Raw genomic sequence first — 26,550 nt, 5'->3', positions numbered from 1 at the left:
ATAAGCTCTTCTACCCTGTCACTTTTAATATAAAAGTTAATGCTACATTAATTTACAGTATATCCAAAAATGAATAATTCCTTCCCAAAATACACTTTTTGATAATCAGGTTTGCTCTTTATTATTGAATTTAGAGTTGTTAATTTTTCGATATAAAAAGCATTCTACTGATTTATTCCGAAAAGTTAAACTACAATTTTAAGGACTGAATCTGTATTTTTTCATTGCAGTCCGTCTTTTAGGTTGTAGTTGTAATCCTTCAATATCGAAATATAAACAGATTTAGTCAGATGTTACTTCTCTGTTTTGGAATGTTGAATTGAGCAATCAATGTTAGTCTAGAAACGGCAAACGTAAGATAGGTGAATAAAAAGGCTTTCGTAGTATTGAAAATAGCAATCAACGACTTGCTACTTACAAATTCGGCTATATTCAGCCATAAAAATCTGCACCCTATGTGTTGGATAATAAGACTAACTTTAGGGTGCAGATCACTCATTGGAAATGCTTTTTTAGTTTCGATCAATTATTTATTATACAATTCAAAATAACTTTTTGCTGCTTTTTGCCAACTGAAATCTTGGCTCATCGCAGTAGAACGTATTAAACTCCATTGTCGTGGTTTTTGCCAAATAGACAACATTTGATCAATAGCATAAAGAAAACCCTCCACATCTGCAAATTGGAACACAAAACCAGTTGCGATTTTTTGTTTTTGTGTTTCCGGTGTGGTGTCTACTACCGTATCAGCTAATCCACCGGTCGCACGCACTAGTGGCAAAGTACCATATTTTAAGCCGTATAATTGTGTTAACCCGCAAGGTTCAAAACGGCTCGGTACTAAAATAACATCACCACCAGCCACCATTTGGTGAGAAAGAGCTTCGTTATACGCAATCTTTACACCAATTTGTTGTGGGTATTTCGCTGCTAATTGACGTAAAGCTTCTTCAAAATGTGGTGCACCTGTTCCTAACACAGCCAATTGCACACCACGATTTATTAATGCTTCTGCAGCATTAATCACCAAATCTGCACCTTTTTGTTCCACTAAACGAGTAACCATTACTAACAAGGGTACAGTTTCTGTTTCTGTTAAACCGAATTCTGCCTGCAATACCTGTTTGTCTTTTTTCTTACCTTGCATTTTGCCGTGTTTATAGGTTTTAGCAATGTAGTTATCTGTTGCAGGATTCCAAACTTGATCGTCAACACCATTTAAGATACCGTGTAAGCGATTTTGGGCTGCTCGAGTTTGCAATAAACCATCAAAACCGTATGCCATACTAGGATCGGTAATCTCTTTAGCATAAGTTGGACTTACTGCTGTAATTTCATCGGCATAATACAAACCAGATTTAAGATAAGAAATTTGTCCGTAAAACTCCAAACCATCAACGTGGAAAAAGTGATATGGCAGCTGTAATTCCGCCATATGACGGGCATTAAACATACCTGCATAAGCTAAATTATGGATGGTAAAAATTTTCTTCAATGGTAATTGCCAAGCAGTAGCATAAGCTGCTGCCAAACCAGCTTGCCAATCGTGCATATGCATAACATCCGCCTCGCCCCACCACTGATCTGCTCCAGCGGCTAAGGAAGCTCCTACCCAACCAAGCGTTGCAAAGCGTAAATAGTTATCGGAATAATCCTGATAATATTCGTTATGATATGGATTACCACCGCGATCAAATAGATGTGGTGCATTAATTAAATAAATGCCAATGCCTTTATATTCTGCAAAACGAATTTCAATATGTCCGGCAAAACTGAATAAATGTAATGAATGTTGATGTTGCGGAAGTTTTTCTGCTACCGCCGGATACATTGGTAAAACGACCCTAACATTCATACCTTCCGCTTGTTGTGCAAATGGTAATGCACCCATTACATCAGCTAAACCGCCAGTTTTAATTAATGGGTATAATTCAGAACAAATATGAAGTACTTTCATTGATTTAACCTTAATTTTTTTAAGTAAAATATCCGCTTTATCAATAAAAAGCGGATATTTATTAAGACAGGAATAACAGATTACTCTTCTTTATCTGTTTTTGTTGCATCAATCGCTGATTCTTCTTGATCAAAAAGTTTTTCCAGCATTGGCTCTGTTACCAATACAATATCCCCTTTACTACTTATCCTAAAACGTTGACGATCCAATTCAAGATCTACACCAATTTTCATACCATCCGGAATGTGGCAATTACGATCAATAATACAACGACGTAATACGCAGTTTTTGCCAATTTTTACTTGAGGCAAAATAACTGCATATTCAATTTTTGATCCCTCGTCTACCCTAACGTGGTCAAACAGCACCGAATTACTGATTTCCGCATCAGTAATTACACTACTCCCCCCGATAAGTGAATTATCAATAGTTTGTTTATGTGGATGTTTATAGAAGAACTTTGTTGGTAGCGTTTGTTTAGGTACAGTACGAATCGGCCAGCTACTGTCAAACATATCCAGTTGAGGTTTTTCACTGACTAAATCAATATTTGCCGACCAGTAACTTTCCAAAGTACCTACATCACGCCAATAGATCAAACCTTGTGTATTTCTACCTTTGCTTGAACGTTCAAACGGATGGGCATAAAGCAATCCTTCTTTCACCATCGCCGGAATAATATCTTTACCGAAATCGTGAGAGGTATTTTCGTAACTAGCTTCACGTGCCAAAATATCATACAGATAATCAGCATCAAAAACATAAATTCCCATTGATGCCAAAGATGAATCAGGTTTATGTGGTAATGTTGGTGGATTTGACGGTTTTTCTACAAACTGTTCCACTTTTAATTTTTCATTTACCGCCATCACACCAAATGCCTTTGCATCCTCTTTCGGCACTTCAATACAACCTACAGTTGCCTTACCACCGAATTCAATATGATCTTCAATCATACGCATATAATCCATCTTATAAATATGGTCGCCGGCAAGAATAAGCACATATTTAGGACGATAATGATCTTTCATAATTGGAACATTTTGCCATACCGCATCCGCCGTACCTCGATACCAAGTAGAATCATTTAATTGCTGACGAGCCGGCAACATATCCACGAAATGTCCTCGTTCTCGCGGTAAAAATGACCAACCGTGTTGTAAATGACGTAATAACGAATGTGCTTCGTATTGCGTAATTACCCCAATTTTTAATAAACCTGAATTAAGACAATTAGATAAGGCAAAGTCAATAATACGATGTGCCCCTCCAAAGTAAACAGCAGGTTTCGCTCGACGATCGGTCATTTCGTGCAAACGAGAACCTCGTCCCCCAGCTAAAATAAGAACTAACGTATCATTGGCAATGCTTTCACGCGTTGGGATAGCGTTTTTCGTTGTAGTGGCTGTTGCTGCGCTCATAATATTCTCCTGTGGTTATCGTTTTTCAATAAGTGATTGCATTAAAATAACAACTCCCAGATGTGCCACAATCGCTTGAGATTGTTCGATCCTGAGACCCTCGCCAAACCGTTTCTGCCAAATTCCGGCTGGAAGCTGAAAAATTTGCTCACCACGATTAGCATTAAAAAGTAATAGATACTTTCCTTGTAATAACAACGCTAAGGCTCGTCCCTGTTGCCAATCTTGTGTTTGCATCGGTTCGCCCTGAGGGGTAAACCATTGTGCATTTTCGGTATTCCACCAATCATCATAAATACCGGTTATCGCCATTTCTTTACGTAAAGCGATGAGATCTACCACATATTGTTGCAATTCTGTATCTGTTTCTTGCCAATTTAACCACGTCAATTCATTATCTTGACAATAACAATTATTATTGCCCTGCTGGCTATGACCAATTTCATCTCCTGCCAATAACATAGGCGTTCCTAATGCCAATAACTCTGTTGCCAACAATGCTTTTTTACTGAATATACGTTGTTGTTTAATATCAATATCGTCAGTTTCTCCCTCTACACCGTGATTAAAAGAAAAATTATGATTATCTCCATCACGATTATCTTCGCCGTTATCCCAATTATGCTTTTCGTTATAACTGACCAAATCCTGTAAATTAAAGCCATCATGTGCGGTAACAAAATTTATTGAACAATGAGGAGAACGATATTGATGTTGAAAAGTGTCCGCACTACCGGCAAAGCGTTGTGCTAATACACCAAGCTGTTGACTATCTCTTAACCAGAAACGGCGAATATCACCACGGAAACGATCATTCCATTCAGCAAAAAAATCAGGGAAAGATCCTAATTGATAACCACCTGAACCAATATCCCAAGGTTCAGCGATCAGCTTACAATTTGCTAAAACAGGATCTTGTTGTAGTGCAGTAAAAAAAGCAGCTTTTGCATTGAATTGTGGCGTTCTACCCAATACGGCTGCCAAATCAAAGCGAAAACCATCAATATGAAATTCTTTGACCCAATAACGCAGACAATCCATTACCCACTGTAATACACGAGGTTCTGATAGATTTAAACTATTTCCACAACCAGTCCAATTTTCATATTGCTGTTGGTGATGCCAATAATAAAGGTAATTATCAATGCCTCGCTGACAAAGCGTTGGTCCGGAAATATCATTTTCCGCCGTATGGTTAAAAACTACATCCAAAATCACTTCAATCCCCATTCGGTGCAAGGCTCTTACTACAGATTTCAATTCTAATGATACAGCTTTTATTGATGATAACCTTTGATCTGGGGCAAAATGTGCTAACACATTGTAGCCCCAATAGTTTCTTTTATGTTTTTGCTGTAGATGAGGTTCATCTAAATGCAACATTATTGGCAATAATTCTACTGCAGTTACCCCTAAGTTTCGCAAATATGCTAAACTAGATTCATCAGCTAACCCCGAAAATGTTCCTCTTGATGCTACAGATATAGCATTATTTAATTTAGAAAATCCTTTAACGTGTAATTCATAAATAATAGTTTGAGACCAAGGTGTTCGTGGAGCTTGATCATCTTGCCAATCAAAATCATCTTCAGTAATAACACTTTTCGGTGCAAGCCAAGCATTGTTTTCTTGATTATTCCAGTGGAATAGCTTTAATTGATCAAAAGTGAACAATGAAGGCAAATCCTCTACTGCTCGACTATAGGGATCAATCAACAATTTAGTGACATTGTAACAATAAGGAAGCCCCGTATCGCCCTCTAAACGAAAACCATATTTCTGCCCTACATCAACATCAACTACAAAAAGAGTAAAGCAATCTTGCTGTCTGAACATTGAATAACGAGTTTCGTGGCTATGCTCATCAAACAGGCAAAGCCAAGCTTTGGTAGCGTGGGGTGCAACTAAAACAAAATTAAAGCCTTTTTTGCCAGCAAATTCGGCACGATGACAACCAATCGGATAATCATAACCAATAAAGACCTGCTTTTTCTCTATCTCAAATTCTCTAATTGAACCTGATTTCAGCCGTTTAAGATGATGAACCATAACTACTTAATCCCTATGCTACATAATCATTATTTATTAGTTTTTCGTTTCACTGATTTCGCTTTTTTAGCCGGTTTTCTTTTGGAAGCCGTTTTACTTACTTTACTATTATTAGTATCTGAAAGGATTTCTTTTCCCTTGGTTGCTACAGTAACCGCTTGCTGTGCTGTTGTAGCTTCTGCCAGTTTCGCATCATCATTTTCATCATCCTCTGCATTTTCCAATACAAAATAACTTGCACCTAGTGGCGGCACATCAATGCTGATTGAGTTAGCTTTACCGTGGCTTTCGATTTTTTCACTCCAAACGCCTTCACCGTTATTCACACCGCTACCTTTATAGGACGCATCATCGGAATTCAGCACCTCACGATAAAATCCTGCTTTACGCACACCAAAACGGTAATTATGACGAACTTCAGGAGTAAAATTACACACGACAACTACGGTATCACCGTTTTTCGCATAACGAGCAAATACTAAAACCGATTGTTCCGCATCATCCACAACTAACCATTCAAAACCATTAGGATGCTGATCCTGCTGCCACAATGCTGGATAACGTTGATAAAGATGATTTAAATCTCGCACCCATTTTTGAACACCATTATGCCAACCATCGTATTCGTCATTGAGCAAGAACCAATCCAAACTTTCTTGATAATTCCATTCTCTGCCTTGAGCAAACTCATTCCCCATAAAGAGCAGTTTTTTACCCGGAAAGCCCCACATATAACCGTAATAAACACGTAAATTAGCGAATTGTTTCCAGCAATCACCCGGCATTTTGCTTAACAAAGAGCCTTTGCCGTGGACCACCTCATCATGCGATAATGGCAACACAAAATGTTCGCTATATTGATACATCATCCCGAATGTTAATAAATTATGGTGATACTTACGATAAATCGGATCTAATTTCATATAACGCAACGTATCATTCATCCAGCCCATATTCCACTTAAATTGGAAACCTAAACCGCCGCTTTTTGTATCGTGGCTAACGCCTGGAAATGCGGTACTCTCTTCCGCAATCGCCAATACCCCACGCTGTTCATCCTGTAATAACGCATTGGTACGCTGTAAAAAATTGATCGCTTCCAAATTTTCACGCCCACCATATTGATTCGGGATCCACTCGCCATTTGCACGGCTGTAATCTCGATAAATCATTGAGGCAACCGCATCAACCCGCAAACCGTCAAAACCGTAACGTTCTATCCAATACAATGCATTACCACTTAGATAGTTACGCACTTCATTACGTCCAAAGTTGTAAATCAATGTATTCCAATCTTGGTGATAACCTTCTCGTGGATCAGCGTGTTCATATAATGCTGTGCCATCAAATTTACGCAAACCGTAATCATCTGTTGGGAAATGACCAACAACCCAATCTAACAACACATAAATTCCTGCTTCGTGTGCTTTTTCAAGGAAATGGCATAATCCTGTTGCATCACCAAAACGACTGGTTGGAGCATATAATCCTAACGGTTGGTAACCCCACGAACCATCAAATGGAAATTCTGATAATGGCAATAATTCAATATGAGTGAAACCCATTTCTTTTACATAAGGAATCAATTCATCTGCGATTTGCTCATAGCTTAGCCAGTAATTATTTTCTAAATTGCGTCGCCAAGATCCCAAATGCACTTCATAAATACTGATCGGTGCATCAATCGCATTCGCTTTCGCTCGTTCTGCATTATACGGTTGTTTTGGTGGCAATTTTGTAACAACCGAAGCTGTCTCCGGACGCAATTGTGCAGCAAAGGCATAAGGATCCGATTTCAAACGCAAATTACCATTTGCATCCAAAATTTCAAATTTATATAGACTGCCTTCATTAATATTAGGAATAAAGATTTCCCAGATGCCACTTTCCTGATGAAAGCGCATAACGTGACGACGACCATCCCATTGGTTAAAATCACCGACCACAGAAACACGACGAGCATTTGGCGCCCAAACACTAAAGTTGACCCCAGAGACATAACTATTTTCAGTTAAATGCGCCCCCATCGCTTCATACGGACGATGATGTGTCCCTTCTCTTAATAGCCAGTTATCCAACTCAAACAAACAGGATGGAAATCGATAAGGATCTTCCTGATAGATCGCTTCTGCACTGTTTTCATATTGAATTTTAAATACATAATGCAGATTGACCTCAGAATGTGGCGATAATGCAACAAAAAATCCACGTTCATCGACAGCTTTCATTGTAGCTAAACAATGATTTCTATCACGATTATAAATTTCTACCTGTTTTGCATTCGGCAATAAGGCTCGAATCATTAGCCCCTGCTCTGTCATATGTGGGCCTAAGAAAGAGAACGGATCAGCGTGTACCGCATTAAATAACTGTTCGATTTGGTTATAATCAAGGGTAACCATACTATTTTTTCCTAATAAAATAAATTTGAGACTATCTTGATAACATTCCGCCGCCACCTCTGTCGGCAAGGTTTGTCTTGTAGCAATAATTTGACGTAAATCACGATGCAATTCTTGAATAATTTTCGGATCAAGTAATGAATTCGGCAAACGATACCGCCAATTCGGATACGCTTTTGCTACTCCCGGAATATTGAATGATGAAGTAACTCCTAATAAATTTTCTGGCTGCAAGGCAAATAATTGACTTTTACTTACTGCACCTAACTGATGTATCGCCAAGTTCAGTTCATTCGTCAAAGAAAAGTCCCGTGGGAATGTTGGCAATAATTTTGCCTGTTTTAATGTTTGGATAAAGCGTAATTTATCATCAGATCGTTGTTGCAGTGCTTTTTCATATTTATCCTGTTGTAACACTCCGAGCTGATACATTGTTTCAATGTCGGTTGCCTGCCAAAAACCGCTCACTGGTGCTAAATCGTGAGTACTGACTACCGCTAATGCATTTCTTTTATATTGTTCCGGCAATAAATAACCATCGTAACTACGATTGAAATACATCACTGCATAAGAATAAACACCATAACGATCCAACCATTGACGCACTTCTGGTGGCACAATTCCCAAATCCTCGCCAACAATCAAACAATGACAACGATGGCTTTCAATTGCCAACACTGCCATCATTTCATCAATTGGATAATGAACATAAGCACCATTTGCTGCATTATTGCCCGAAGTAATCCACCATAAACGATACAGCGCCATTACATGATCAATACGCAAAATACCATAATTTAACATATTGGCTCGCCATAATTTAATCAACGGTTGATAGCCCAACGCACGTAATTGTTGCGGTTGTAACGGAGGCAATTGCCAGTTCTGTCCTGCCGGGCCAAGTTCATCCGGTGGTGCACCAACAGAGGCCTGTAAACAAAATAGCTGACGATCACACCAAGTATCTGAACCACCACGCGCCACACCAACTGCTAAATCACCGTAAAGTCCTAATTCTACACCAGACCGTGTTAAGGATTTTCGTACTGATGCAAGTTGATCGTGCATCAACCACTGCAACCACATATAAAATTCGATTTGTATCTTATTTTTTGCAGCGAATTGCTTTACCTCTTTACTATAAGGTGTTTGATAAGCGCTTTCCCAAGCAAACCAGCCTAAAAGCTGGTCATCTATTTCTTCTTTTTGCTGTTGAGAAAAAGTATGATCCAAAGCTTCAAAAAGACCGTGCAAATAAAGAGATTCACCTTGTTGGGCAACAAATTGAGCAAATTCTTGACGGCGAGCATCAAACTGCTTTTCACGTTTAAATGCTCGATAAGCAATACGCAATGCTTCCAATTTTATCTGCCAAATACCAGAATAATCTACCCAAGCACTCTCTTGCAGCTGGATCAATTGTTGTTGAACAGAATCATCATTAAACCACGTAATAAACGCGCTTGAAGTTGCTTCAGGCAAAAGATCTACTGCTAAATAAATCGGATTTAACCATCGGCGAGATGACGGGCTATAAGGACTCGCCCATTCAGGATGTGCCGGAAACAGTGCATGCAACGGGTTAATCCCAATAAAATCAATACCATCCTTTGCATACTCTACCGCAATTGCCTCTAAATCGGCTAAATCACCAATTCCCCAATTTCGCGGTGAACGTAAACTATAAAGCTGAACATTTAAGCCACTGACTTTATTACCATTACTTAATAAGGTTGGCTGATAAATTTTCGCTGGTGCAACCAATAAACAGTAGCGAGCATAATTTGTTATCAAATAGTAATAACCCATCGATAACGGCATAAACTTAATATATTCTCTGCTCTGAAAGTCCCAGCTATTTTCAATTTTTTCATTATTTTCATTTAAAAGCTGGTATGGTATTTCATCATCTGCAAAATTAAGCTTTTGCCAGTCCAAATATTCTACTGTTTCTGCATTTAACACAAAGACATTTTTAAACTGTCCTACACTATTTTGCTCAGGTTTCAACCACGAAATTAATTGAGATAAGACAGTATCATCAACATCAATTTTCTGTCCTTCCAACGTATAATAGAAAGGCGAAACACCAACAGCACGAGCTTGCTGTTCCAGTTGAGATCTTCTTGAAATGAGTCCATTAGAGGAACCAGAAGTCGATAATTCCACGAGATTCTCCACAAAATACAACAGTATCTCCACGACATACTTCATCATACTGCTACAAGCATCGTTCCTATCAAGCACAAGCAATCGTTTGCTCTGTAGTAAATATGATAAAACGAATAAGTATTTTATACTCTCTTTTTAGTATAAAACCTACTGTAATATGTCAAAGTTATGATCTCGCCCACAATATTTTTGATTTTTTGCTTATTTTTTATGAAAGGGATTGAAAAAAGTCACTAAAAAATGAAAATGATATGGAAACATCACCCCATCATTTCTCTCAAATTATGTATTATTGTAAAACTGATAAGCTTCATCAATTGAAGAGAACTGTAGCCAAAAACATACAAATTGTAAAATGCTTGAATCAGTTATTATGTTATTACACATATTATCCGAGTATCGTCACCGTATTTAATCATCTTTTTAAACTATTTCTTCCAACAAGTCTGACCAGATTGATACCTCTTTTTAGTTAAAATAACTGTCTTTTACTATTTGAGAAAAAAGGATTATTCTTGAAAAGTTTAAATCATCTTATTAATTCTTCCATTTTAATGGCATATTTAATTTGTTTAGGTTGGTCTATTGCTTATGTCTGTGGTTGGGCTAGAGCATATTATTACGGTTATTCTTGGGAGTTGGTAGAAGTTGGCACTTCAAATATTGCTCGAAGTTTGGGCTATGTTGTCTTTTTTTCAATTATTATCACTATTTTCTACTCTTGTGGTATGTATGTTTTGCATTTAGTTAAAAAATATTGTCCACAGGATATTGTACGATCAATAAGGTTATTTATTGTTCTAACAACCGTATTATCTCCAATTGCAGTTGTGTTGTTTCTCTTTATGAAAGAGATAGACTACACCCCAATTATTATTTATCTATTATTGTCTATCCCAACTTCTATCGTTTTTAATAAAACTGTTTCTACTTTTCGACTGCAAGATCTTATACAGATAATCAATAGGCAAAAAATAAATGCTATGCTTGTAATGTCAGCTGTCTATATTTATTTTATTCTTTCTGCCTTTTTGGTTGGATATGTTAGCCCAATTTTAATTTCAGAATATGCAACTATTTTATTTGAAGGACAACCTTATTATGTTCTATCTACCAATAATAATATTTTAATATTATCAAAATCTCTTGAAAGAGATAATAAGCAATTTTTTGTCTTTCCTTGCCAACTAAGCCCTAACCGACTTTGTTCATTAAATATGATTGATACTGAAAAAGTAGGTGTCACCCTTTGTAATAAATAGCCAATGAAAATTGGCTATTTACATTATTAGATCTACACCCACATCAATCAGTACAAAAATAGCAGCATCTCCGCCCCATTCTTTAGTAGCATAATGCAATGCGATGACTTTTGGATGCTGTACCAACCAGCGAGGTATTTGATTTTTTAAAGTATGATTGCCATACCCTGTCATAATACAAGCGCAGGGTAAATGTTCTCTTTCACAAGCTAATATTAATGAAGCCAGTTCTTGTTTCGCTTGTTCTTTGGTTAATCCGTGTAAATCTAAAAAAAGATCCGGAATAAAATCACCTCGACGTAAGCGTTTTAAAACATAACTATCTTCACCTTCTCGTAAATAGCGCATTGTTTGCGTATCAAGCAATGGCTCATATTCATCAGAAAAATAAAATAGCGCATCTTCTTTTTCACGGATTTCTTTAATCTGTTGTTTTTGTTTTATAACTTGCTTACGTTTAGCGGTAAAGGTTATTTTATCCTGTTTAAAGGGCTTTATTCCTTTGACAAACTCACGAAACAAAGCTTTATCTTCATTATCCATTAACTGTCTCCTTGATAGTTGTCAGTTATTCTAACACATACACTTTAATGCGAAAATGTGGTATAACTGCAATATCTTTTTTCAAGCAATACAATGATTTTTATGACTGAACAACCTCTTTTTAATCAAGATATTATTGAAGAAATTCAACTTCATTCGCCTTTATCCAGCTTGCATACTATTCAAGACTTTTTGCGTTGGACGTATAGCTATTTTAATGCTTCCGATATTTTTTACGGTCACGGTTTTGATAATGCGTGGGATGAAGCTGTACAACTCGTACTTTCTACCCTTCATCTACCATTAGATATACCCACTGAACTATATCAATCACGTTTGACCGATATAGAAAAACAGAAATTACTATCGCTTATCACGGATAGAATTGAAACGAGAAAACCGGTAGCTTATCTTACACGTAGCGCTTGGTTCTGCGGTTTGCAGTTTTACGTTGATGAACGGGTAATTATTCCACGTTCGCCAATAGGCGAATTAATTCAAGACGGTTTCACTGGTGTATTGCGTAGCGAACCTAAACGCATTTTAGATATGTGTACTGGTAGTGGTTGTATTGCTATTGCCTGTGCAAACAAATTTCCAAATGCTGAAATTGACGCTGTCGATATTTCATTAGATGCATTGAATGTTGCCGAAATCAACATCGCCAACCATCACCTTGAACATCAAGTGTTCCCATTGCAATCTGATTTATTCAATAATTTGCCAAAAGAGGGGTATGATCTGATTGTCAGCAATCCGCCTTATGTTGATGCTGAAGACCTTGCAAATATGCCCGAAGAATTTTCACACGAACCGGTATTAGCACTTGAAGCTGGCAATGATGGTTTAATTTTAGCGAAAAGAATTATTGCTGCCGCGCCGGAATATTTAAATGATAACGGTGTATTAGTTTGCGAAGTAGGCAATAGTATGGTGCATTTAATTGAACAATTTCCAACCGTACCGTTTGAGTGGATTAAATTCAAACACGGTGGTGACGGCGTATTTATGTTAACTAAACAACAGTTACTCAGCATTCAAGATCAATTCAAACAGTATCTTTAATTCCTTCAATTTCAGTGGGGCATTTGCCCCACTTTTTTGGTTAAATAATTCAAGAGAAATAGTTAACTTATACCGATTCAAATAACGCAATGAATCACCTATCTGATGCTAGTTGCAGTATTCATTATATCAATCTGAATATAATTCTCTTTTTACTTTTAGCTTTACATTTCGTGACTATCATCACATCTTTTCTTTATGATTTTATTATAATAAAAACTTTATCAAACTAATATTTAGAAGGAACTTGAATATGAAGAAAGTATTTAAACTCACTGTAACTACTCTTTCTGTATTTATAGCCTGTAATGTTTATTCATCAGCACCAACAGTTGAAGTTTTACAGCCACAAATACAATACCAAAACCTTATCTCACAACGCCAAACAGTTGATAATTTATTGGAACAAGCACTTGAAATACAAAAATCTCCTGCAAGAGTTTCAAACTCAGGCTTTACCGCTAAGCTACCAAGTAATATGGAACAAATTTCCAATATTTTATTAACAGCCCATAAATTAGAACCATATAGAATAGACTTTGTTCTTGGTGCTGCAAATGCGAATATCTATAACGGGAATGTAGATAAAGCTATTGAATTATATAAAGAAACATTAAATATTGCGCCGGATGATGTCAAAACAAATATGTATTTATCCAGTTGGTATCGTTATCAAAATGATCCTCAAAATAGTGAAAAATATTTAAAACATTTAGAACAAATTGCACCAGAAAAAGCCTCTTTATTGAAACAAATGTTTGCAACTATTGATAAAGTAACTAAATTACCGATTACAGATAAATTAGATCGAAAATTAACGCAAAATGATGCCATTATAACTTTAGGTTATGCGCTAGATCCTGATGGAAGTATGAATGATGTTCTCATTCAGCGATTACAAAAAACATTAGAACTTGCTAAACAAAACCCTGAATCTCTCATTATCGTGACCGGTGGCGTTCCAAAAAATAATCAAACTGAAGGTAACTTAATGAAAGATTGGTTAATTAAGCAAGGTATTGAAGGTAAAAGAATTTTTGCAGAAAATTATGCTCGTTCTACAGTCGAAAATACCTTATTCTCCCGTTATGCTTTAGCTCACCATAATATTAAACATACCGTTTTAATTAGTTCAGGTAGCCACGTCAGACGAGGTCAAACCTTGCTTGAACTCGCTGTTAAAGAATCGGGCCCGCAAGGTATAACTATTGAAACTGTTGCAGCACTGGATAAGCCTATTGCTGATTTACAAAAAGTTTCAGACAAGGAACTTTTAGGTATTTATCGCGATAGTTTAATCATTTTGGGATTACCAATGTTTAATAGCGGCGTACTTCACGATTAATTCAAAAATAATGGCGGAATGTTAATACCGCCATTCCTCTAAAACTTATCTTTTGCTTTACGTAATGCAATAAATTCTTCGACACTCTTACAACGTAAAAAAGGATTTAATGCTTTTTCTAAAGCTAATGTTGTCGGTAGTGTCGGTTTTTGCTCTCTGCGTAATTTCTCTATCTGTTGCGCATAATCTTGAAGAACATCGCTATTTTCTACCGTTTGCGCGAAGCGTAAATTACTCAACGTGTATTCGTGAGCGGTACAAATTATCGTATCATCCGGCAGCTGTTTAATTTTCTGTAAGGAAGCAAACATTTGCTGATAATCCTCTGTAAAAACCCTGCCACAACCCAAAGAAAATAAGGTATCACCACAAAAGAGATAATTATCCACCAGATAACTTAAATGACCTGCTGTATGTCCTCCGGTTTCCAAAATACGAATGGAATAATAAGGCGTATGTTGCATACCGGCACTGACAATATGTGTGGCTAAATTTCCCACTTCTGCTGGAGCATAAATCGGTGCAAACGGATAATATTTACGCAATTCAGCTACACCACCAGTATGATCACTATGATTATGAGTAATTAAAATTGCTTCAATTTTAAGTTGGTGTTGCTGTAAAAAATCTTCAACCATCTCAGCTTCTGATGGATCAACAATTAATGCGTGCTGATTATCTCTGCTGTAACACCAAATATAGTTATCACTCAATGCCGGAATTGCCTTTAATAGCATCCTCTTACTCCTTTTCCTTAAAAATCTGTTTAATTTGCTGTGCCAAACCGCTGTAACGCTGGGTTTGTGTTCGCACTGCCGTTTTCCAAATCGTTTCCCGACTAAATACCGTAAACTCCTGTTTCGCTCGGGTAATTGCGGTATAGATAAGTTCTTTACTCAACAGCGGATTATATTCTGTCGGCAATACCAGCACGGTACGCGTAAATTCAGAACCCTGCGATTTATGTACGGTCATCACATAAGCCGGCTCAACACTAGGCACTCGGCTTGATAACACTTCACGGAATCCTTGCTCTGCTTCAAACCAAACTTTTAGAGCACCATTTTTATCAGGTAATACCAGACCTATATCGCCATTAAACAAGCGACTGTTGTTATCATTTTGCAAAACAATCACCGGCTTACCGAGATACCATTCGTGTGCGTGTTGAAAACGGATATATTTCTTACGCCGTAACTGTTCTGCAATACGTTGATTTAACTGCTCCACACCGAATTGCCCGTTACGCAATGCACTTAACAAACGTGCTTGTTTAAATAACATAAACGCCTTTGCAATCTCTGCCGTCTGCCAATTATTTTCACTTTGTACAAATTGAAAATAATCGGAATAAAGTTGAACCGCAAAATCCACCACCTGTTGATTGCTTGCTTCACCTTGTCGAAATAACGGCAGCACACGAATATCGTTATATTCAGCAAAAAGTTGCCAGCTTTCTTCAGCTTGACGTTGATTAACCGCCTTTGCCAACTGCCCAATTCCGGTATTTTGATTAAAACGATAGCTATGTTGCAAATGACAAAGCGTGTCACGAATAAAGTTCAGTTCATTACTAAATGCAAGCTGCTGTTCACAAACTGTTGCTAAAAAAGTCGCTTGTCGCTGGCTGTAATCAAATGATAAAAATTGCCCCAATTCCGCCATAATTGCACCGCTTTCCACCGAAGCCAATTGATCTTTATCACCTAAAAAGATCAATTTCGTACTCGGTTTTATGCCACGCAACAGTGTTGCCATCAATGCTAAATTAATCATTGAGGCTTCATCAATCACTAACACATCAATATTGAGCGGCTGTTGCTGATGATAACGTGGTTGGCTGTTGGGACGCATCCCCAATAAACGGTGAATGGTGGCTGCTTCCTGTGGCAACGTTTGTGATAAATCAAGCGGTAAATGAATGTTTTGAATCGCCTGATGTAATGATTCCGTTAATCGTGTTGCTGCTTTTCCGGTCGGTGCGGCTAATCGAATATTGAGCCAAGACTGGTTGCGTATTTTCTGCAACCATTGCAAACCAAGCAACAATTTGGCAACCGTTGTCGTTTTTCCTGTACCTGGGCCACCAGAAATAAAACTGATTGTTGATGAAAATGCCGTCGCTACCGCAATTTTCTGCCAGTCTGGCGATTGCTGAGAATGTGGAAATAATATTTTCAAAATTCGTTTCAAATCCATCAATTCATTTTGTTGATAGTGAATTAATCGACTATCGCTTAAACGTGCTGCGACATAGTGTTCATCTTGCCAAATTCGATGAAAATAGAGTGCATCAATTTCACCAATTTTTTTGCATACAATCGGTGTATTTTGCTGATCATTCACCGAAAAAGCCGGATGTTGTACTAAATTTGCTAACAATGCTTTCACATCATAAGGCACAAGCACATTCTCAATTTGTTGCAACAATGCCTGCTGTTCCGGCTGATATTTCAACTCGAACGGATTTTCTAATACACTTTTTGTCAAAAACAGACAACTATGCCCTTGTTGATTAGCAAAACTTAATAATGCAGCAAATAATGTAGCCAAATCATTAATCTCTTTTGTTTGCAACCGCCCTTGCCGTGCGATGTAATCGGCAAAATAGTAATCAATATTTTCAATCAATTTTTGATCACGTAATTGTTGTAATAATGCCAACATCATTCACCCCACAATTGATCCAATTTTTCAATCAATTCAACAGACGGCTTCGTAAAATAAACCCCTGTTTGCGCATTATTCTGCACCGCCATTCCACGTAAAAACAGATAAAACACGCCACCGAAATGTGTTTCATAGCGATAATTCGGATCACGCCATTTCAGATAACGATGTAATGCCAAACTGTAAATCAAATATTGCAAATCGTAACGTTGCGATGAGATCGCTTTTGCCAATTTATCCGGCTGATAATATTCGATACCATCTCCTAAAAAATTACTTTTATAATCAATTAGATAATATTTTCCATTCTGTCTAACAACCAGATCAACAAACCCTCGAATAACACCTTGAATCTCTTCAATCTGCACCGGATGTTGTTGATCATACAAAGGATGGTATTGTCTTAATATTTGGTTTAACTGTTGTTGATTAAATAAATTACCCAATTTGAGATAGAACTGCATTTCCGTTAATTTATCTGTCGAAGCAACATTTGCCAAACAGCCCATTTCCGGCAATGGCTGTTGCAAAATATTGCTAAACCAAACATGTAATGGCTCAAGCCACTGTTCATCCAAACCAAGATACTGACATAAAGTTTGCAATGATTGAGTTCTAAGCGGTTGGGTAAAATCCAATTTTTCTAAAAATCCGTGCAGTACTGAACCTACTCCTGCTCCTTTCGGCAGATCAAACGGAGTAAAATGTGGCGGATAAATAGAAAGCGGCATTACCGGAGGCGCTGTTTCTTCATCATCTATTTCAATCGCATTATCGCTATAATCCTGCGCATTATCGCTTAAATGTTCACCATACAATGCTTGCAATTTCGCCTGTAAAGCGGAAAAACTGGTTACTCGCCAATTTTTTTCAATGTTTTGATGAAATTGCCGTGCTGATAAGTGACTTGGTGTTGCCGCCTTCATTTGAAATCTCATATCATCTGCTTCAGTCACCTTTTGTATTTCATAATTATCTGCCAATGCTTGTGTCAATAATGTGGCATAACTCACCTCTTTTTGTTCAACGTTCTGTTGTCCGCCCAACAACAGATAATCCAACGCAGTTAACTTTTTGCTATCCCATTTGCTAAATTTATTATTGATTGCATTAAAGGTTGCTGGTACGCCCACAATTAATTGATATTTCGCCCGTGTCAACGCCACATAAAGCAAACGCATCTCTTCCGCTTTAACTTCTCTTTCCGCTTTTTCCGGTTGCTGATTGTGTAGATCCCAAATTAATTGTTTCTGCTCATCGTGATAAAAACCAAACGCCTCTTTGCGGTTTGAAGCCGGATTTAAAATAAATGGTAAACAAACGAGTGGATATTCCAAGCCTTTCGATTTATGAATAGTAATGATGCTAACAACATTTTGCTCCCGTTCCAAACGCAAGCGATTTTCTTCGCTATCACTATTTCCGCTCAATTGTAATTCAAACCAATTAAGCAATGCCTCTTCATTCTGTTGTTGATTCATCGCTTGTTGCAATAATTCACTTAAATGCAATAAATCAACCAAATAACGCTCGCTGAAATCAAATTGTTGCAACCGTAACGGAATCTGTTCCGCTTGGAAAAGTTGATACAGCATTGGTAACACACCTTGTGTCTGCCACACCGTTTGATAATGCAGTAAACGTTCAATCAACGCTGCCCACTCTGTTTCATTCTGTTTCAACTGATAAATTTGATCCGCTGTCAGTCCCCATAAGGTACAGCCTACAGCTGCCAACACCGCCCTTTCGTTAAACGGCGTTAAACAAGCACGTAAAATACGATAAAGATCTTTTGCCGCCACACTGGTAAACACATTGGAACGCTCCGATAAATAAACCGAAGCAATACCTTTTTGTGTCAAAGCACGTCTGATAATGTCGCTCTCTTTACCATTACGCACCAAAATCGCAATATCCTTTGCAGTAATTGCCTGTTTCTCTTGTCCATCAGCACCAAAATAGGCGTTTCCTTGTTGTGAAATCGTCAATAACTGTTGCAAATGGGAAGCAAACGCCTGTGCCATTATCTCCATTGTGAGACCGTTGTTTTCATCCTGTGTTAATTGCAATAGTTGCCACGCTTTTTGCACCTGCCCCTGAACATAAAAAGCACTCGTTTGTTGTGCCGCTTCAACAGGAATAAATTCAATTTCATCCAAATAAAACGGATTTTTTGCGTTTAAAAACAAATTGTTAATGCTTTCAATCAATTTAGCACTTGAGCGATAATTACGTTGTAACGTATAAATATTCTCAATAGCTTGGTGTTGATCATTGCTATCTTTTATCGATAAATAGGTGAAAATATCCGCACCTCGAAAGCGATAAATCGCCTGTTTAGGATCGCCGATTACGGTAAATCCGGTGGTGGTTTCATTTGTTACAGCTTGTAGATAAATTTTTGAAAAAATGGCTAACTGTACAGGATCAGTATCCTGAAACTCATCAATCATAGCAAACGGATATTGTTGGCGAATCAAAGCGATTAATTTGTGGGCTGACGGTTTTTGAAGGACATCACGCAACATCCGCAACAGATCATCAAATTGCTTTTCATTATGGTTATCTTGATATTCAAAAATGCGTTGTCGTAATTCCGCCACATAAAGGTAGTGCATTTTTTGACAAAAATCATTTTGCGAAAACTGCTGCAAAAAATTTTTAAACTCAATCACAAAAGCTGGCAGTTCAACTTCTTTATTTTTCTTAAAATAGATCGGCAACAATTTTTCCGCTAGGGCAATTCTCTGTTCAATCGTTGTCGTTGCCGAGATCACCGCATCGAAATAATCAGTAAATTTTTTGGATTTTGAACGTTGCTGATTCAAGTTTTCTTCATACTGTTTGAACCAATCGATAAACTCTGCTAAATATTGTTGTTCAAGCCGTTGAAACTGTTGTAGTTGGTGCTGATAATAATCCAATCCGGCACTGATATCGGTAAACGGCAACGTTTGATTGATTTTAGGCAGTTCCCCCGTTAACAGACGTTCATTCTGTTGAAACAATTTATCCGGAGTAACAAAAACCTGACGCACAATTTGAGCCTGTTCTGCCGAAATGGAATAAAATTTGTCTCGCCATAGCTGATAATTAACTTGCCGTAATTGCTCTCGATTCTGTTCTAACAACTCAAATTTAAAACCTAAACCTGAATCAAAAGCATATTGGCGCAAAATACGCTGGCAAAAGCCGTGAATAGTAAAAATTGCTGCTTTATCAATATATTCACAAGCAAAAGATAAACGTTGAATCGCAAGCGCTAAGTGATCTTCCAGATAAGGCAATAATGCCAGCAGCTCATTATCCTTAATTTCACTTTTATCACGATTTTGCTGATAACTCTCCAATAATTTTAACCACGATTGGGTTCTTTCACGAATGCGTTGACGCAATTCCCGTGTCGCATCCCGAGTGAACGTTACCACTAAAATCTGCTCAATATCCAACGGCGTAGGAAAATTATTCTCGCCCGCCTGTAACAATAAACGCAAATAGAGCGTAACCATCGTATAAGTTTTACCTGTGCCGGCAGAAGCTTCAATAATATTATTCTGTGCTAAAGGTAATGTAATCACATTTAGTGGCGTATTCATTCTGTTCAAATTTACTTTAATAGAAATTAAAAGATTGGCTTGTTTAAATGAGAAGGTTGCCGAGCAACTGCTACGACAACCTTAATAATATTAGAAAGTTAATACTTTATCCGCCCATAAAGTCCATTCGGCAACATCAGCTAATGTGCCTAATGACACCCCTTCAATCAGCGGCTGTTTAGAGATCGCTCGTGCATTTGTGCAAGTGGTACATAATTTTACCTCTACCCCTAAACCGGTCAAAATGGCTAATACTTCCTGAACATTTGCACCCTCTTTCGGATTTTGTCCTTTTAAACCGGACAATACGGCATCAGAAAAACAGAAAATTTTCATTTCTACATCTTGGTTGTGTTCTTCTTTTAATGCCAATGCAAAACGCAACGCATTGAAAGTTTTTTCACCACCATAAGGTGACTCATTTAAAATATAAAGTAGCTTTTGCATAGTAATCCCTTAATTTACAAAAATAATTTTAAGTAAAAATAATACGGCAATTAACCAGACCGGAATAGAAACCTCTTTGGCTTTTCCGGTAAAGAATTTCATCACACAGTAACTGATAAAACCAAGTGCAATCCCTTCGGTAATTGAGTAGGTAAATGGCATCATCGCCGCAGTAATAAACGCTGGTGTTGCCTCGGTTAAATCATCCCAACGCACTTTGATTAAACTGGAAGACATCAAAATACCAACATAGATCAATGCTCCAGCAGTTGCATATGGCGGCACAATAGACGCCAATGGCGAAATAAACATCACTATTAAGAACAAAATACCGACAACTACTGCAGTTAAACCGGTACGTCCTCCGACCGACACGCCGGCACTGCTTTCAATATAAGCGGTAACAGAAGAAGTCCCCAGATAAGCGCCTGTTACAGAACTGATACTATCGACATAAAGTGCCTGTTTCATTTTCGGGAAAGTGCCTTGAGCATTGCTGATGCCGGCTTTATCGGTTACCCCCAACAAGGTGCCTGAAGAGTCAAACAAATTCACTAACATAAAAGAGAAAATAATACCTAATAAATCACCTTGTAATGCACCGCCGATATCTACCTGACCGACAACGGAAGTAATGCTTGGTGGCATAGAGAAAATACCGTTAAATTCAGTTTTACCCAAAAGCAATGAAAGCACGGTAGTAACAATAATTGAAACCAACACCGAGGCGTGAATATTCTTAGATGAGAGAATGACAATAATGAAAAAGCCTAAAATGCCAAGTAAAACAGTCGATGAATGAAGATCACCCAAAGACATTAACGTCGCTTCATTCGGCACGATAATGCCGGCGTTATGAAAGCCCATTAAAGCAATGAATAAGCCGATTCCGGCAGTAATTCCGACACGCAAGCTGAGTGGAATTGAAGCGATGAGCCAATAACGGATTTGAAACAAGGTTAAAGTCAATAACCCAACTGCACCCCAAAAGATCGTTCCCATTCCGACCTGCCAAGATAAACCGATTTTGCTCACGACAACATAAGCAAAAAAGGCGTTTAACCCCATTGCCGGTGCTAAAGCAACCGGTAAATTGGCAAATAATCCCATAAAAATACTACCGAACGCCGCAATCAGACAGGTCGTAACAAACACGACTTGCGTATCCATCCCAGCCACACCGAGAATAGACGGATTAACGAACACAATATAGACCATTGTCAGAAAGGTGGTAATCCCAGCGATAATTTCAGTTTTAACATCTGTATTATGCTGTTCCAAATGGAAAAACTTCGCTAAAAAGCATTGATTTTGCATAAAAAAATACCTGTATGATAAACAAAAAAAGAAAGGAAAAGCGAGTAACAGGCTTTTCCTTTTAATTCTAGCAAAAAATGACTGACAGTTTTTGAGAAAAATTGAAATTTTTTACACGCCCTGCTCTTTTGCAATCAATAACACCTTTGAAAATAAACGGCGGAATAACAACGGGATAAATTGTGTTCCGTGTTTTTTAACCTCTCTTACAATCGCCAGTGCCAGATCCGGTTTGGAAGTATTTTGGATCGCACGCTGAATAATCTGTGATTTATTAAATTTATGATGTTGCGGCAGCCGAGCCAAACGCTTAAAAACATTATCAAAGCCATTATCAAAAAAATAATGCTCAATATCTTTTCGTGGCAACAGCGTTATTTTGTCCAAATAATGCTCATTTTCGCGCAATAACTCGGTCGCAATCGCCGCATATTTATGCCCGGCATCATCACCGTCTGTCAGCATATGCCACTCAATCCCCATTAAATTGGCATATTTTATCAACGGACGAATGCCGCATTGAGCAAATTCAACAATCCGTACACCCTCATTTTCAAGATTAAGATCCAAAATTCGTGCCAATTCATTTAAGATCCACACTTCGGTTTCGCCTTCAACAAAAATCCAAACCCGCGAAAACAACGCCAAACAGCGATTATAGTGAATATGAAAAGTCAAACGGCGGATATCCACTTTACCGAGATCGTGCCGATCCAGTTGATACGCCTGAATACGCTCAACACCTCTCTCTAATCGACAAATAGAGTGCAAAGGAACGTGTGCCAATAATTCCACTGAATTGGTCGTCATTAAACGTTGCAATGGAATATAGTTGACTAACTCCCACATAATTGACATTAAGCGCGGATGCAAGCGTGATTCCGGATCTTCAAACAGAATGATCGGATTGCTCATTTGCGAAAACAAACTTTTGTCATCCGGCAAAAAATGTTTCACCAGATAGACAAAAAAATAACGTTTTAAGTTCTCATCGCCGACTCGCAACTGTTCCGCCAATTTTTTTGCCTTTTGCCATAAAATGCTGGTATCTCCGACCACTGCCAGCCGTTCATTTTCGGGAATAAAGTAATAACGCAACAAAGACATCACTGCCGCAAATTGATCCAAAATTTCCGGCGCTAATTTTTTGCTTACTTTTACCGCCTGTAATTGCAATGGATGTTGTTGCAAACGCGCATCGCGGAAACGGTAAATCGTATGTCGTTGAATTAAACGACAGACCAATTTTTGTTGTTGCGCCGCTTCCAGCGGCAAAATATTGCCCTGCCCATCAATAAAGGTGTAGCTCGTGTTAATTTCGCCATTTTCTTGTGCTTCGGCAAAAACGCGCAAATAAATTCGGTAATAACCGTCATCGTTCGATATCGCCACCGGATGCAAAAAATGGTGCATTTGTTGTTTTAACTCTTGCGGCTGTGATTCACTGAAAGTAAAGAGCAAATTGATGGAAGTGGCGGATTTCATTTCAGTCTGACTTGATCGAAAAAAATCTTCTGCTTGAAATTGATAGGGTTGAGCCTCTTTATTAAAAACCAGACTCAATAAATCCAACAGACTTGATTTCCCCCACGCATTCTCGCCAATCAACACCATATTGGAACGCAGCTGAAAAGAGAGCCGATGAATACCGCGAAAGCCGACAATTTCAATCTGTTTAAGATACATAACTGATCCTACATCCTGATAAATATGCAATGTATCTTAGCACATTCCATCGCCTTTTATTTGACATTCCCCATTAATCCTTGATAATTATCGACTTTTACTTAATATCAAGACTGAATTATCATTTTTATGTTAGAAAGTTTATCCATTGTATTAGTGCCTCTGTTCTTAGGCTATTTAATTAAAAGTCACAACGTCACATTTGTTCATTGGGTGAATAAAGCCATTATGTGGCTGCTGTTTTTAATTCTGTTTGTGATGGGGTGCTCGTTAGGGCAATTAGATGATTTAGCGAAAACCTTGCCTAATATTGCGTTCAAAGCCGCCGTATTCAGCCTTGTTATCCACGGTTTAAATATTCTCTGTTTAATGCTGTACGATAAACGCTATCCGGCACCGACTTTAAACTCACAAAAGGAGATGCCGTCCCGTCTGAAGATGATTTTAGATTCAGCAAAAATGTGCAGTATGGTCGTTTTCGGTTTTGTGGTCGGTTTTTTCGGCAAAGCCTATTTCACTGTGCCGCACGGCTCCAGCACCTATGTTCTCATCGTTTTGATTTTCTTGGTCGGCATTCAACTGCGCAACAGCGGTATTAATTTGCGACAAGTGTTCTTTAATAAACACGGTATTGCGATTTCCATTTTACTGACACTGAGTTCTTTATGCGGCGGTATCTTATCGGCATTATTGTTACAACTGCCTATGTCACAAGGCTTGGCAGTCTCTTCCGGAATGGGCTGGTATTCCTTATCAAGCGTTTTATTAAATGATGCTTGGGGACCTATTTGGGGAAGCATCGCTTTCTTCAATGATTTATCACGAGAAATCGCAAGCCTCTTTCTAATCCCGTTGTTTATGCATCATTTTAGAGCGACCGCTATCGGAATTGCAGGCGCAACCGCACTGGACTGCACGCTGCCGATTATTCAACGCAGTGGTGGTATTGAAGCCGTACCATTGGCAATCAGTTTCGGCTTTATTATTAATCTTGTCGTTCCGGTGCTATTGGTCTTTTTTATTAGTATTCCGCTTTAATGCTGTTCATCATACTTTTTACACCAACAAAAAATCTGCCACTAACGGCAGATTTTTTCTAAATTTAAAGCGAGTTTACTCTCGTCCATCACCTAATAAATAAGCATATTTTTTAGTATTTTCGCTCGATTCCAACGCAATTTTCACTGCCATTGTCAGTGGCACCGAGAGCAACATTCCCACTGAACCGAGAAGCCAACCCCAAAAAATCAATGAGATAAAAACCACCAAAGTGGACAAGCCTAATGTTCTTCCCATCAAACGTGGTTCAATAATATTACCTATAATCATATTAATAACCAAAAAAGCTATCGCCACTAGCAAACTGTCACTATAACCATTTAGAATTAATGCTTGTACAACAACCGGAATAGCAGCTAAAACTGAACCGATATTAGGAATATAGTTAAGCAAAAAAGCAACCGTTCCCCAAAGCACCGCATACTGTATCCCTAATATTGCCAACGCTGCCCACACCAACACACCGGTTAACAAACTCACAAAAGTTTTAATTGCCAAATAACTAATGACACTATTTAACACTCGTTGAATATTCTCCAGCTCTTTTTTCTCCTGTTTATTTTGGAAAAAAATTGCCAATTTTTGTTTCATACTCGGTGCTTCAAACAGCATAAACACCACAATTAACAACAACACAAAACCATTGGTAATCACACCAGATATTCCAGTCAAAAGACGGCGGATCAGTCCCATAATAATATTCGGATCAAGATGTTCTTCAACAATAGTTTTTGGTAAAAAACGATATAAATCAAAACGATCCATAATTGCTGCCAAACCGGAAATACGTTGTGCTAATAACTGTTTGTAAGTTGGAATGGATGCGGAAAACTCATTCACAGCAGTACCAACCAAGCCGGCGAAAAAAGTCAATGCAATCACAATTAAGCCCAATAATGCGATAACCGCCAACCATAACGGCACTTTTAATTTAACTAAGAAATTAATAAGTGGCGTACAAACAATGGCCAAGAAAAGTGCTAGCAAAAACGGTACAATAATTTCAACAGCAGATTTAATTCCCGCTAAAATAATCACAAGACAAGCCAATATAATAATGACATTTTTAATATTGCTCTTAGCAACATTTGTTTCCATAGGATTTCCTGTTCAATCTTAATTTTAAACTAGGCTATAATAGCAAAAAAGCGATGCTATAAGGAGGTATAATGCCAATTATTAATTCAGCCGTGATTACAATCAGCGATCTACGTTTACGCACTTTTATTGGAATTAAAGAGGAAGAAATTAACAATAAACAGGATGTTGTTCTGCAAATTCAACTCGGTTATAACTGCGAAAAAGCCAGTTTAAGTGACAATGTAGAAGATGCATTGAATTATCGAACTATCACCAAAAAAGTGATTCATTATGTTGAAACACATAAATTCGCATTGTTAGAACGAATGGTGAGAGAAGTGTTAGAAATTATTGCTGAACCAGAAGCGGTAGAATGGGCGGAAGTAGAAATTGCCAAACCGTTTGCATTACGCTATGCCGATTCAGTGTCATTACGTTTACGTTATGAACGAAATTAATCATTAACACAGATAAAAATC

Annotated in this window: 17 protein-coding genes; 5 read left to right on the top strand and 12 right to left on the bottom strand. The window is 37.9% G+C overall.

Features of this window, described 5'->3' with window-relative positions; translation table 11 throughout:
- Window positions 1-526 precede the first annotated feature (526 nt).
- The 4 genes from glgA to glgB all read right to left on the bottom strand — a co-directional run bounded on the left by glgA (window position 527) and on the right by glgB (window position 9,998).
- Window positions 527-1,957, bottom strand: coding sequence for a glycogen synthase GlgA (gene glgA, locus ACXPAV_RS04385; protein ID WP_458004178.1), 1,431 nt, complete (start codon window positions 1,955-1,957; stop codon window positions 527-529).
- 80 nt (window positions 1,958-2,037) lie between these two features.
- Window positions 2,038-3,378, bottom strand: coding sequence for a glucose-1-phosphate adenylyltransferase (gene glgC, locus ACXPAV_RS04380; protein ID WP_039093181.1), 1,341 nt, complete (start codon window positions 3,376-3,378; stop codon window positions 2,038-2,040).
- A 15-nt stretch (window positions 3,379-3,393) separates the two neighbouring features.
- Complete coding sequence (gene glgX / locus ACXPAV_RS04375) at window positions 3,394-5,427, bottom strand: glycogen debranching protein GlgX (RefSeq protein ID WP_458004177.1); 2,034 nt, start codon at window positions 5,425-5,427, stop codon at window positions 3,394-3,396.
- A gap of 29 nt (window positions 5,428-5,456) precedes the next feature.
- Window positions 5,457-9,998 carry a 1,4-alpha-glucan branching protein GlgB gene (gene glgB, locus ACXPAV_RS04370; RefSeq protein ID WP_458004176.1) on the bottom strand — a complete coding sequence of 1,514 codons (4,542 nt, stop codon included), beginning with the start codon at window positions 9,996-9,998 and terminating at the stop codon, window positions 5,457-5,459.
- A 518-nt stretch (window positions 9,999-10,516) separates the two neighbouring features.
- Between glgB and ACXPAV_RS04365 the strand changes: the two genes are divergently transcribed.
- On the top strand, window positions 10,517-11,263 hold the full coding sequence (locus ACXPAV_RS04365) for a hypothetical protein (protein WP_458004175.1): 747 nt from the start codon (window positions 10,517-10,519) through the stop codon (window positions 11,261-11,263).
- Window positions 11,264-11,281: 18 nt separating this feature from the next.
- Here ACXPAV_RS04365 and smrB read toward each other — a convergent pair whose 3' ends face one another.
- Window positions 11,282-11,806: an endonuclease SmrB gene (gene smrB / locus ACXPAV_RS04360; RefSeq protein ID WP_285099052.1), complete on the bottom strand. Its 525-nt coding sequence runs from the start codon at window positions 11,804-11,806 to the stop codon at window positions 11,282-11,284.
- Window positions 11,807-11,908: 102 nt separating this feature from the next.
- Here smrB and prmB point away from each other — a divergent pair, with 102 nt between their 5' ends.
- Together prmB and ACXPAV_RS04350 are read left to right on the top strand one after the other, a co-directional pair.
- Window positions 11,909-12,871 (top strand): 50S ribosomal protein L3 N(5)-glutamine methyltransferase, encoded by a 963-nt coding sequence (gene prmB / locus ACXPAV_RS04355; RefSeq protein WP_458004174.1) that lies wholly within the window; start codon window positions 11,909-11,911, stop codon window positions 12,869-12,871.
- 253 nt (window positions 12,872-13,124) lie between these two features.
- Window positions 13,125-14,216 carry an ElyC/SanA/YdcF family protein gene (locus tag ACXPAV_RS04350; protein ID WP_458004173.1) on the top strand — a complete coding sequence of 364 codons (1,092 nt, stop codon included), beginning with the start codon at window positions 13,125-13,127 and terminating at the stop codon, window positions 14,214-14,216.
- Window positions 14,217-14,254: 38 nt separating this feature from the next.
- Here ACXPAV_RS04350 and gloB read toward each other — a convergent pair whose 3' ends face one another.
- The 6 genes from gloB to ACXPAV_RS04320 form a co-directional block, all read right to left on the bottom strand.
- Window positions 14,255-14,953: a hydroxyacylglutathione hydrolase gene (gloB, locus tag ACXPAV_RS04345; protein ID WP_458004172.1), complete on the bottom strand. Its 699-nt coding sequence runs from the start codon at window positions 14,951-14,953 to the stop codon at window positions 14,255-14,257.
- A gap of 4 nt (window positions 14,954-14,957) precedes the next feature.
- The gene (gene recD, locus ACXPAV_RS04340; protein ID WP_458004171.1) at window positions 14,958-16,886 is read right to left on the bottom strand and encodes an exodeoxyribonuclease V subunit alpha; all 1,929 of its coding nucleotides are present in this window, start codon (window positions 16,884-16,886) and stop codon (window positions 14,958-14,960) included.
- Window positions 16,883-20,482, bottom strand: a complete 3,600-nt coding sequence (gene recB / locus ACXPAV_RS04335; protein WP_458004170.1) for an exodeoxyribonuclease V subunit beta — start codon at window positions 20,480-20,482, stop codon at window positions 16,883-16,885. Before recB ends, recD begins: the two co-directional genes overlap by 4 nt.
- A 90-nt stretch (window positions 20,483-20,572) precedes the next feature.
- Window positions 20,573-20,929: a DsrE/DsrF/TusD sulfur relay family protein gene (locus tag ACXPAV_RS04330; protein ID WP_039085819.1), complete on the bottom strand. Its 357-nt coding sequence runs from the start codon at window positions 20,927-20,929 to the stop codon at window positions 20,573-20,575.
- Window positions 20,930-20,938: 9 nt separating this feature from the next.
- Window positions 20,939-22,246 carry an NCS2 family permease gene (locus tag ACXPAV_RS04325; RefSeq protein WP_039170723.1) on the bottom strand — a complete coding sequence of 436 codons (1,308 nt, stop codon included), beginning with the start codon at window positions 22,244-22,246 and terminating at the stop codon, window positions 20,939-20,941.
- 111 nt (window positions 22,247-22,357) lie between these two features.
- A complete protein-coding gene (locus tag ACXPAV_RS04320) occupies window positions 22,358-23,932 on the bottom strand; it encodes a DUF2813 domain-containing protein (protein WP_458004169.1) in 1,575 nt (524 codons plus the stop codon).
- A 129-nt stretch (window positions 23,933-24,061) separates the two neighbouring features.
- On the opposite strand from ACXPAV_RS04320, the gene ACXPAV_RS04315 reads away from it, so the two are divergent.
- A complete protein-coding gene (locus ACXPAV_RS04315) occupies window positions 24,062-24,970 on the top strand; it encodes a lysine exporter LysO family protein (protein ID WP_458004168.1) in 909 nt (302 codons plus the stop codon).
- A gap of 75 nt (window positions 24,971-25,045) precedes the next feature.
- On the opposite strand, the gene ACXPAV_RS04310 is transcribed toward ACXPAV_RS04315, so the two are convergent.
- Window positions 25,046-26,089 carry an AI-2E family transporter gene (locus ACXPAV_RS04310; RefSeq protein WP_039170735.1) on the bottom strand — a complete coding sequence of 348 codons (1,044 nt, stop codon included), beginning with the start codon at window positions 26,087-26,089 and terminating at the stop codon, window positions 25,046-25,048.
- 71 nt (window positions 26,090-26,160) lie between these two features.
- Here ACXPAV_RS04310 and folX point away from each other — a divergent pair, with 71 nt between their 5' ends.
- On the top strand, window positions 26,161-26,529 hold the full coding sequence (gene folX / locus ACXPAV_RS04305; RefSeq protein WP_039136584.1) for a dihydroneopterin triphosphate 2'-epimerase: 369 nt from the start codon (window positions 26,161-26,163) through the stop codon (window positions 26,527-26,529).
- Window positions 26,530-26,550 lie beyond the last annotated feature (21 nt).

This window comes from Gallibacterium sp. ZY190522 (assembly GCF_054166015.1).
The sequence above is the reverse complement of the archived record's forward strand: the minus strand, read 5'-3'. Positions and strand labels throughout refer to the sequence as shown.

Excerpts from the sequence above, each read along its gene's own strand:
- glgA (WP_458004178.1), bottom strand. The coding sequence starts at position 1,957 with ATGAAAGTACTTCATATTTGTTCTGAATTATACCCATTAATTAAAACT.
- glgC (WP_039093181.1), bottom strand. The coding sequence starts at position 3,378 with ATGAGCGCAGCAACAGCCACTACAACGAAAAACGCTATCCCAACGCGT.
- glgX (WP_458004177.1), bottom strand. The coding sequence starts at position 5,427 with ATGGTTCATCATCTTAAACGGCTGAAATCAGGTTCAATTAGAGAATTT.
- smrB (WP_285099052.1), bottom strand. The coding sequence starts at position 11,806 with ATGGATAATGAAGATAAAGCTTTGTTTCGTGAGTTTGTCAAAGGAATA.
- prmB (WP_458004174.1), top strand. The coding sequence starts at position 11,909 with ATGACTGAACAACCTCTTTTTAATCAAGATATTATTGAAGAAATTCAA.
- ACXPAV_RS04350 (WP_458004173.1), top strand. The coding sequence starts at position 13,125 with ATGAAGAAAGTATTTAAACTCACTGTAACTACTCTTTCTGTATTTATA.
- gloB (WP_458004172.1), bottom strand. The coding sequence starts at position 14,953 with ATGCTATTAAAGGCAATTCCGGCATTGAGTGATAACTATATTTGGTGT.
- recD (WP_458004171.1), bottom strand. The coding sequence starts at position 16,886 with ATGATGTTGGCATTATTACAACAATTACGTGATCAAAAATTGATTGAA.
- recB (WP_458004170.1), bottom strand. The coding sequence starts at position 20,482 with ATGAATACGCCACTAAATGTGATTACATTACCTTTAGCACAGAATAAT.
- ACXPAV_RS04330 (WP_039085819.1), bottom strand. The coding sequence starts at position 20,929 with ATGCAAAAGCTACTTTATATTTTAAATGAGTCACCTTATGGTGGTGAA.
- ACXPAV_RS04325 (WP_039170723.1), bottom strand. The coding sequence starts at position 22,246 with ATGCAAAATCAATGCTTTTTAGCGAAGTTTTTCCATTTGGAACAGCAT.
- ACXPAV_RS04320 (WP_458004169.1), bottom strand. The coding sequence starts at position 23,932 with ATGTATCTTAAACAGATTGAAATTGTCGGCTTTCGCGGTATTCATCGG.
- ACXPAV_RS04315 (WP_458004168.1), top strand. The coding sequence starts at position 24,062 with ATGTTAGAAAGTTTATCCATTGTATTAGTGCCTCTGTTCTTAGGCTAT.
- ACXPAV_RS04310 (WP_039170735.1), bottom strand. The coding sequence starts at position 26,089 with ATGGAAACAAATGTTGCTAAGAGCAATATTAAAAATGTCATTATTATA.
- folX (WP_039136584.1), top strand. The coding sequence starts at position 26,161 with ATGCCAATTATTAATTCAGCCGTGATTACAATCAGCGATCTACGTTTA.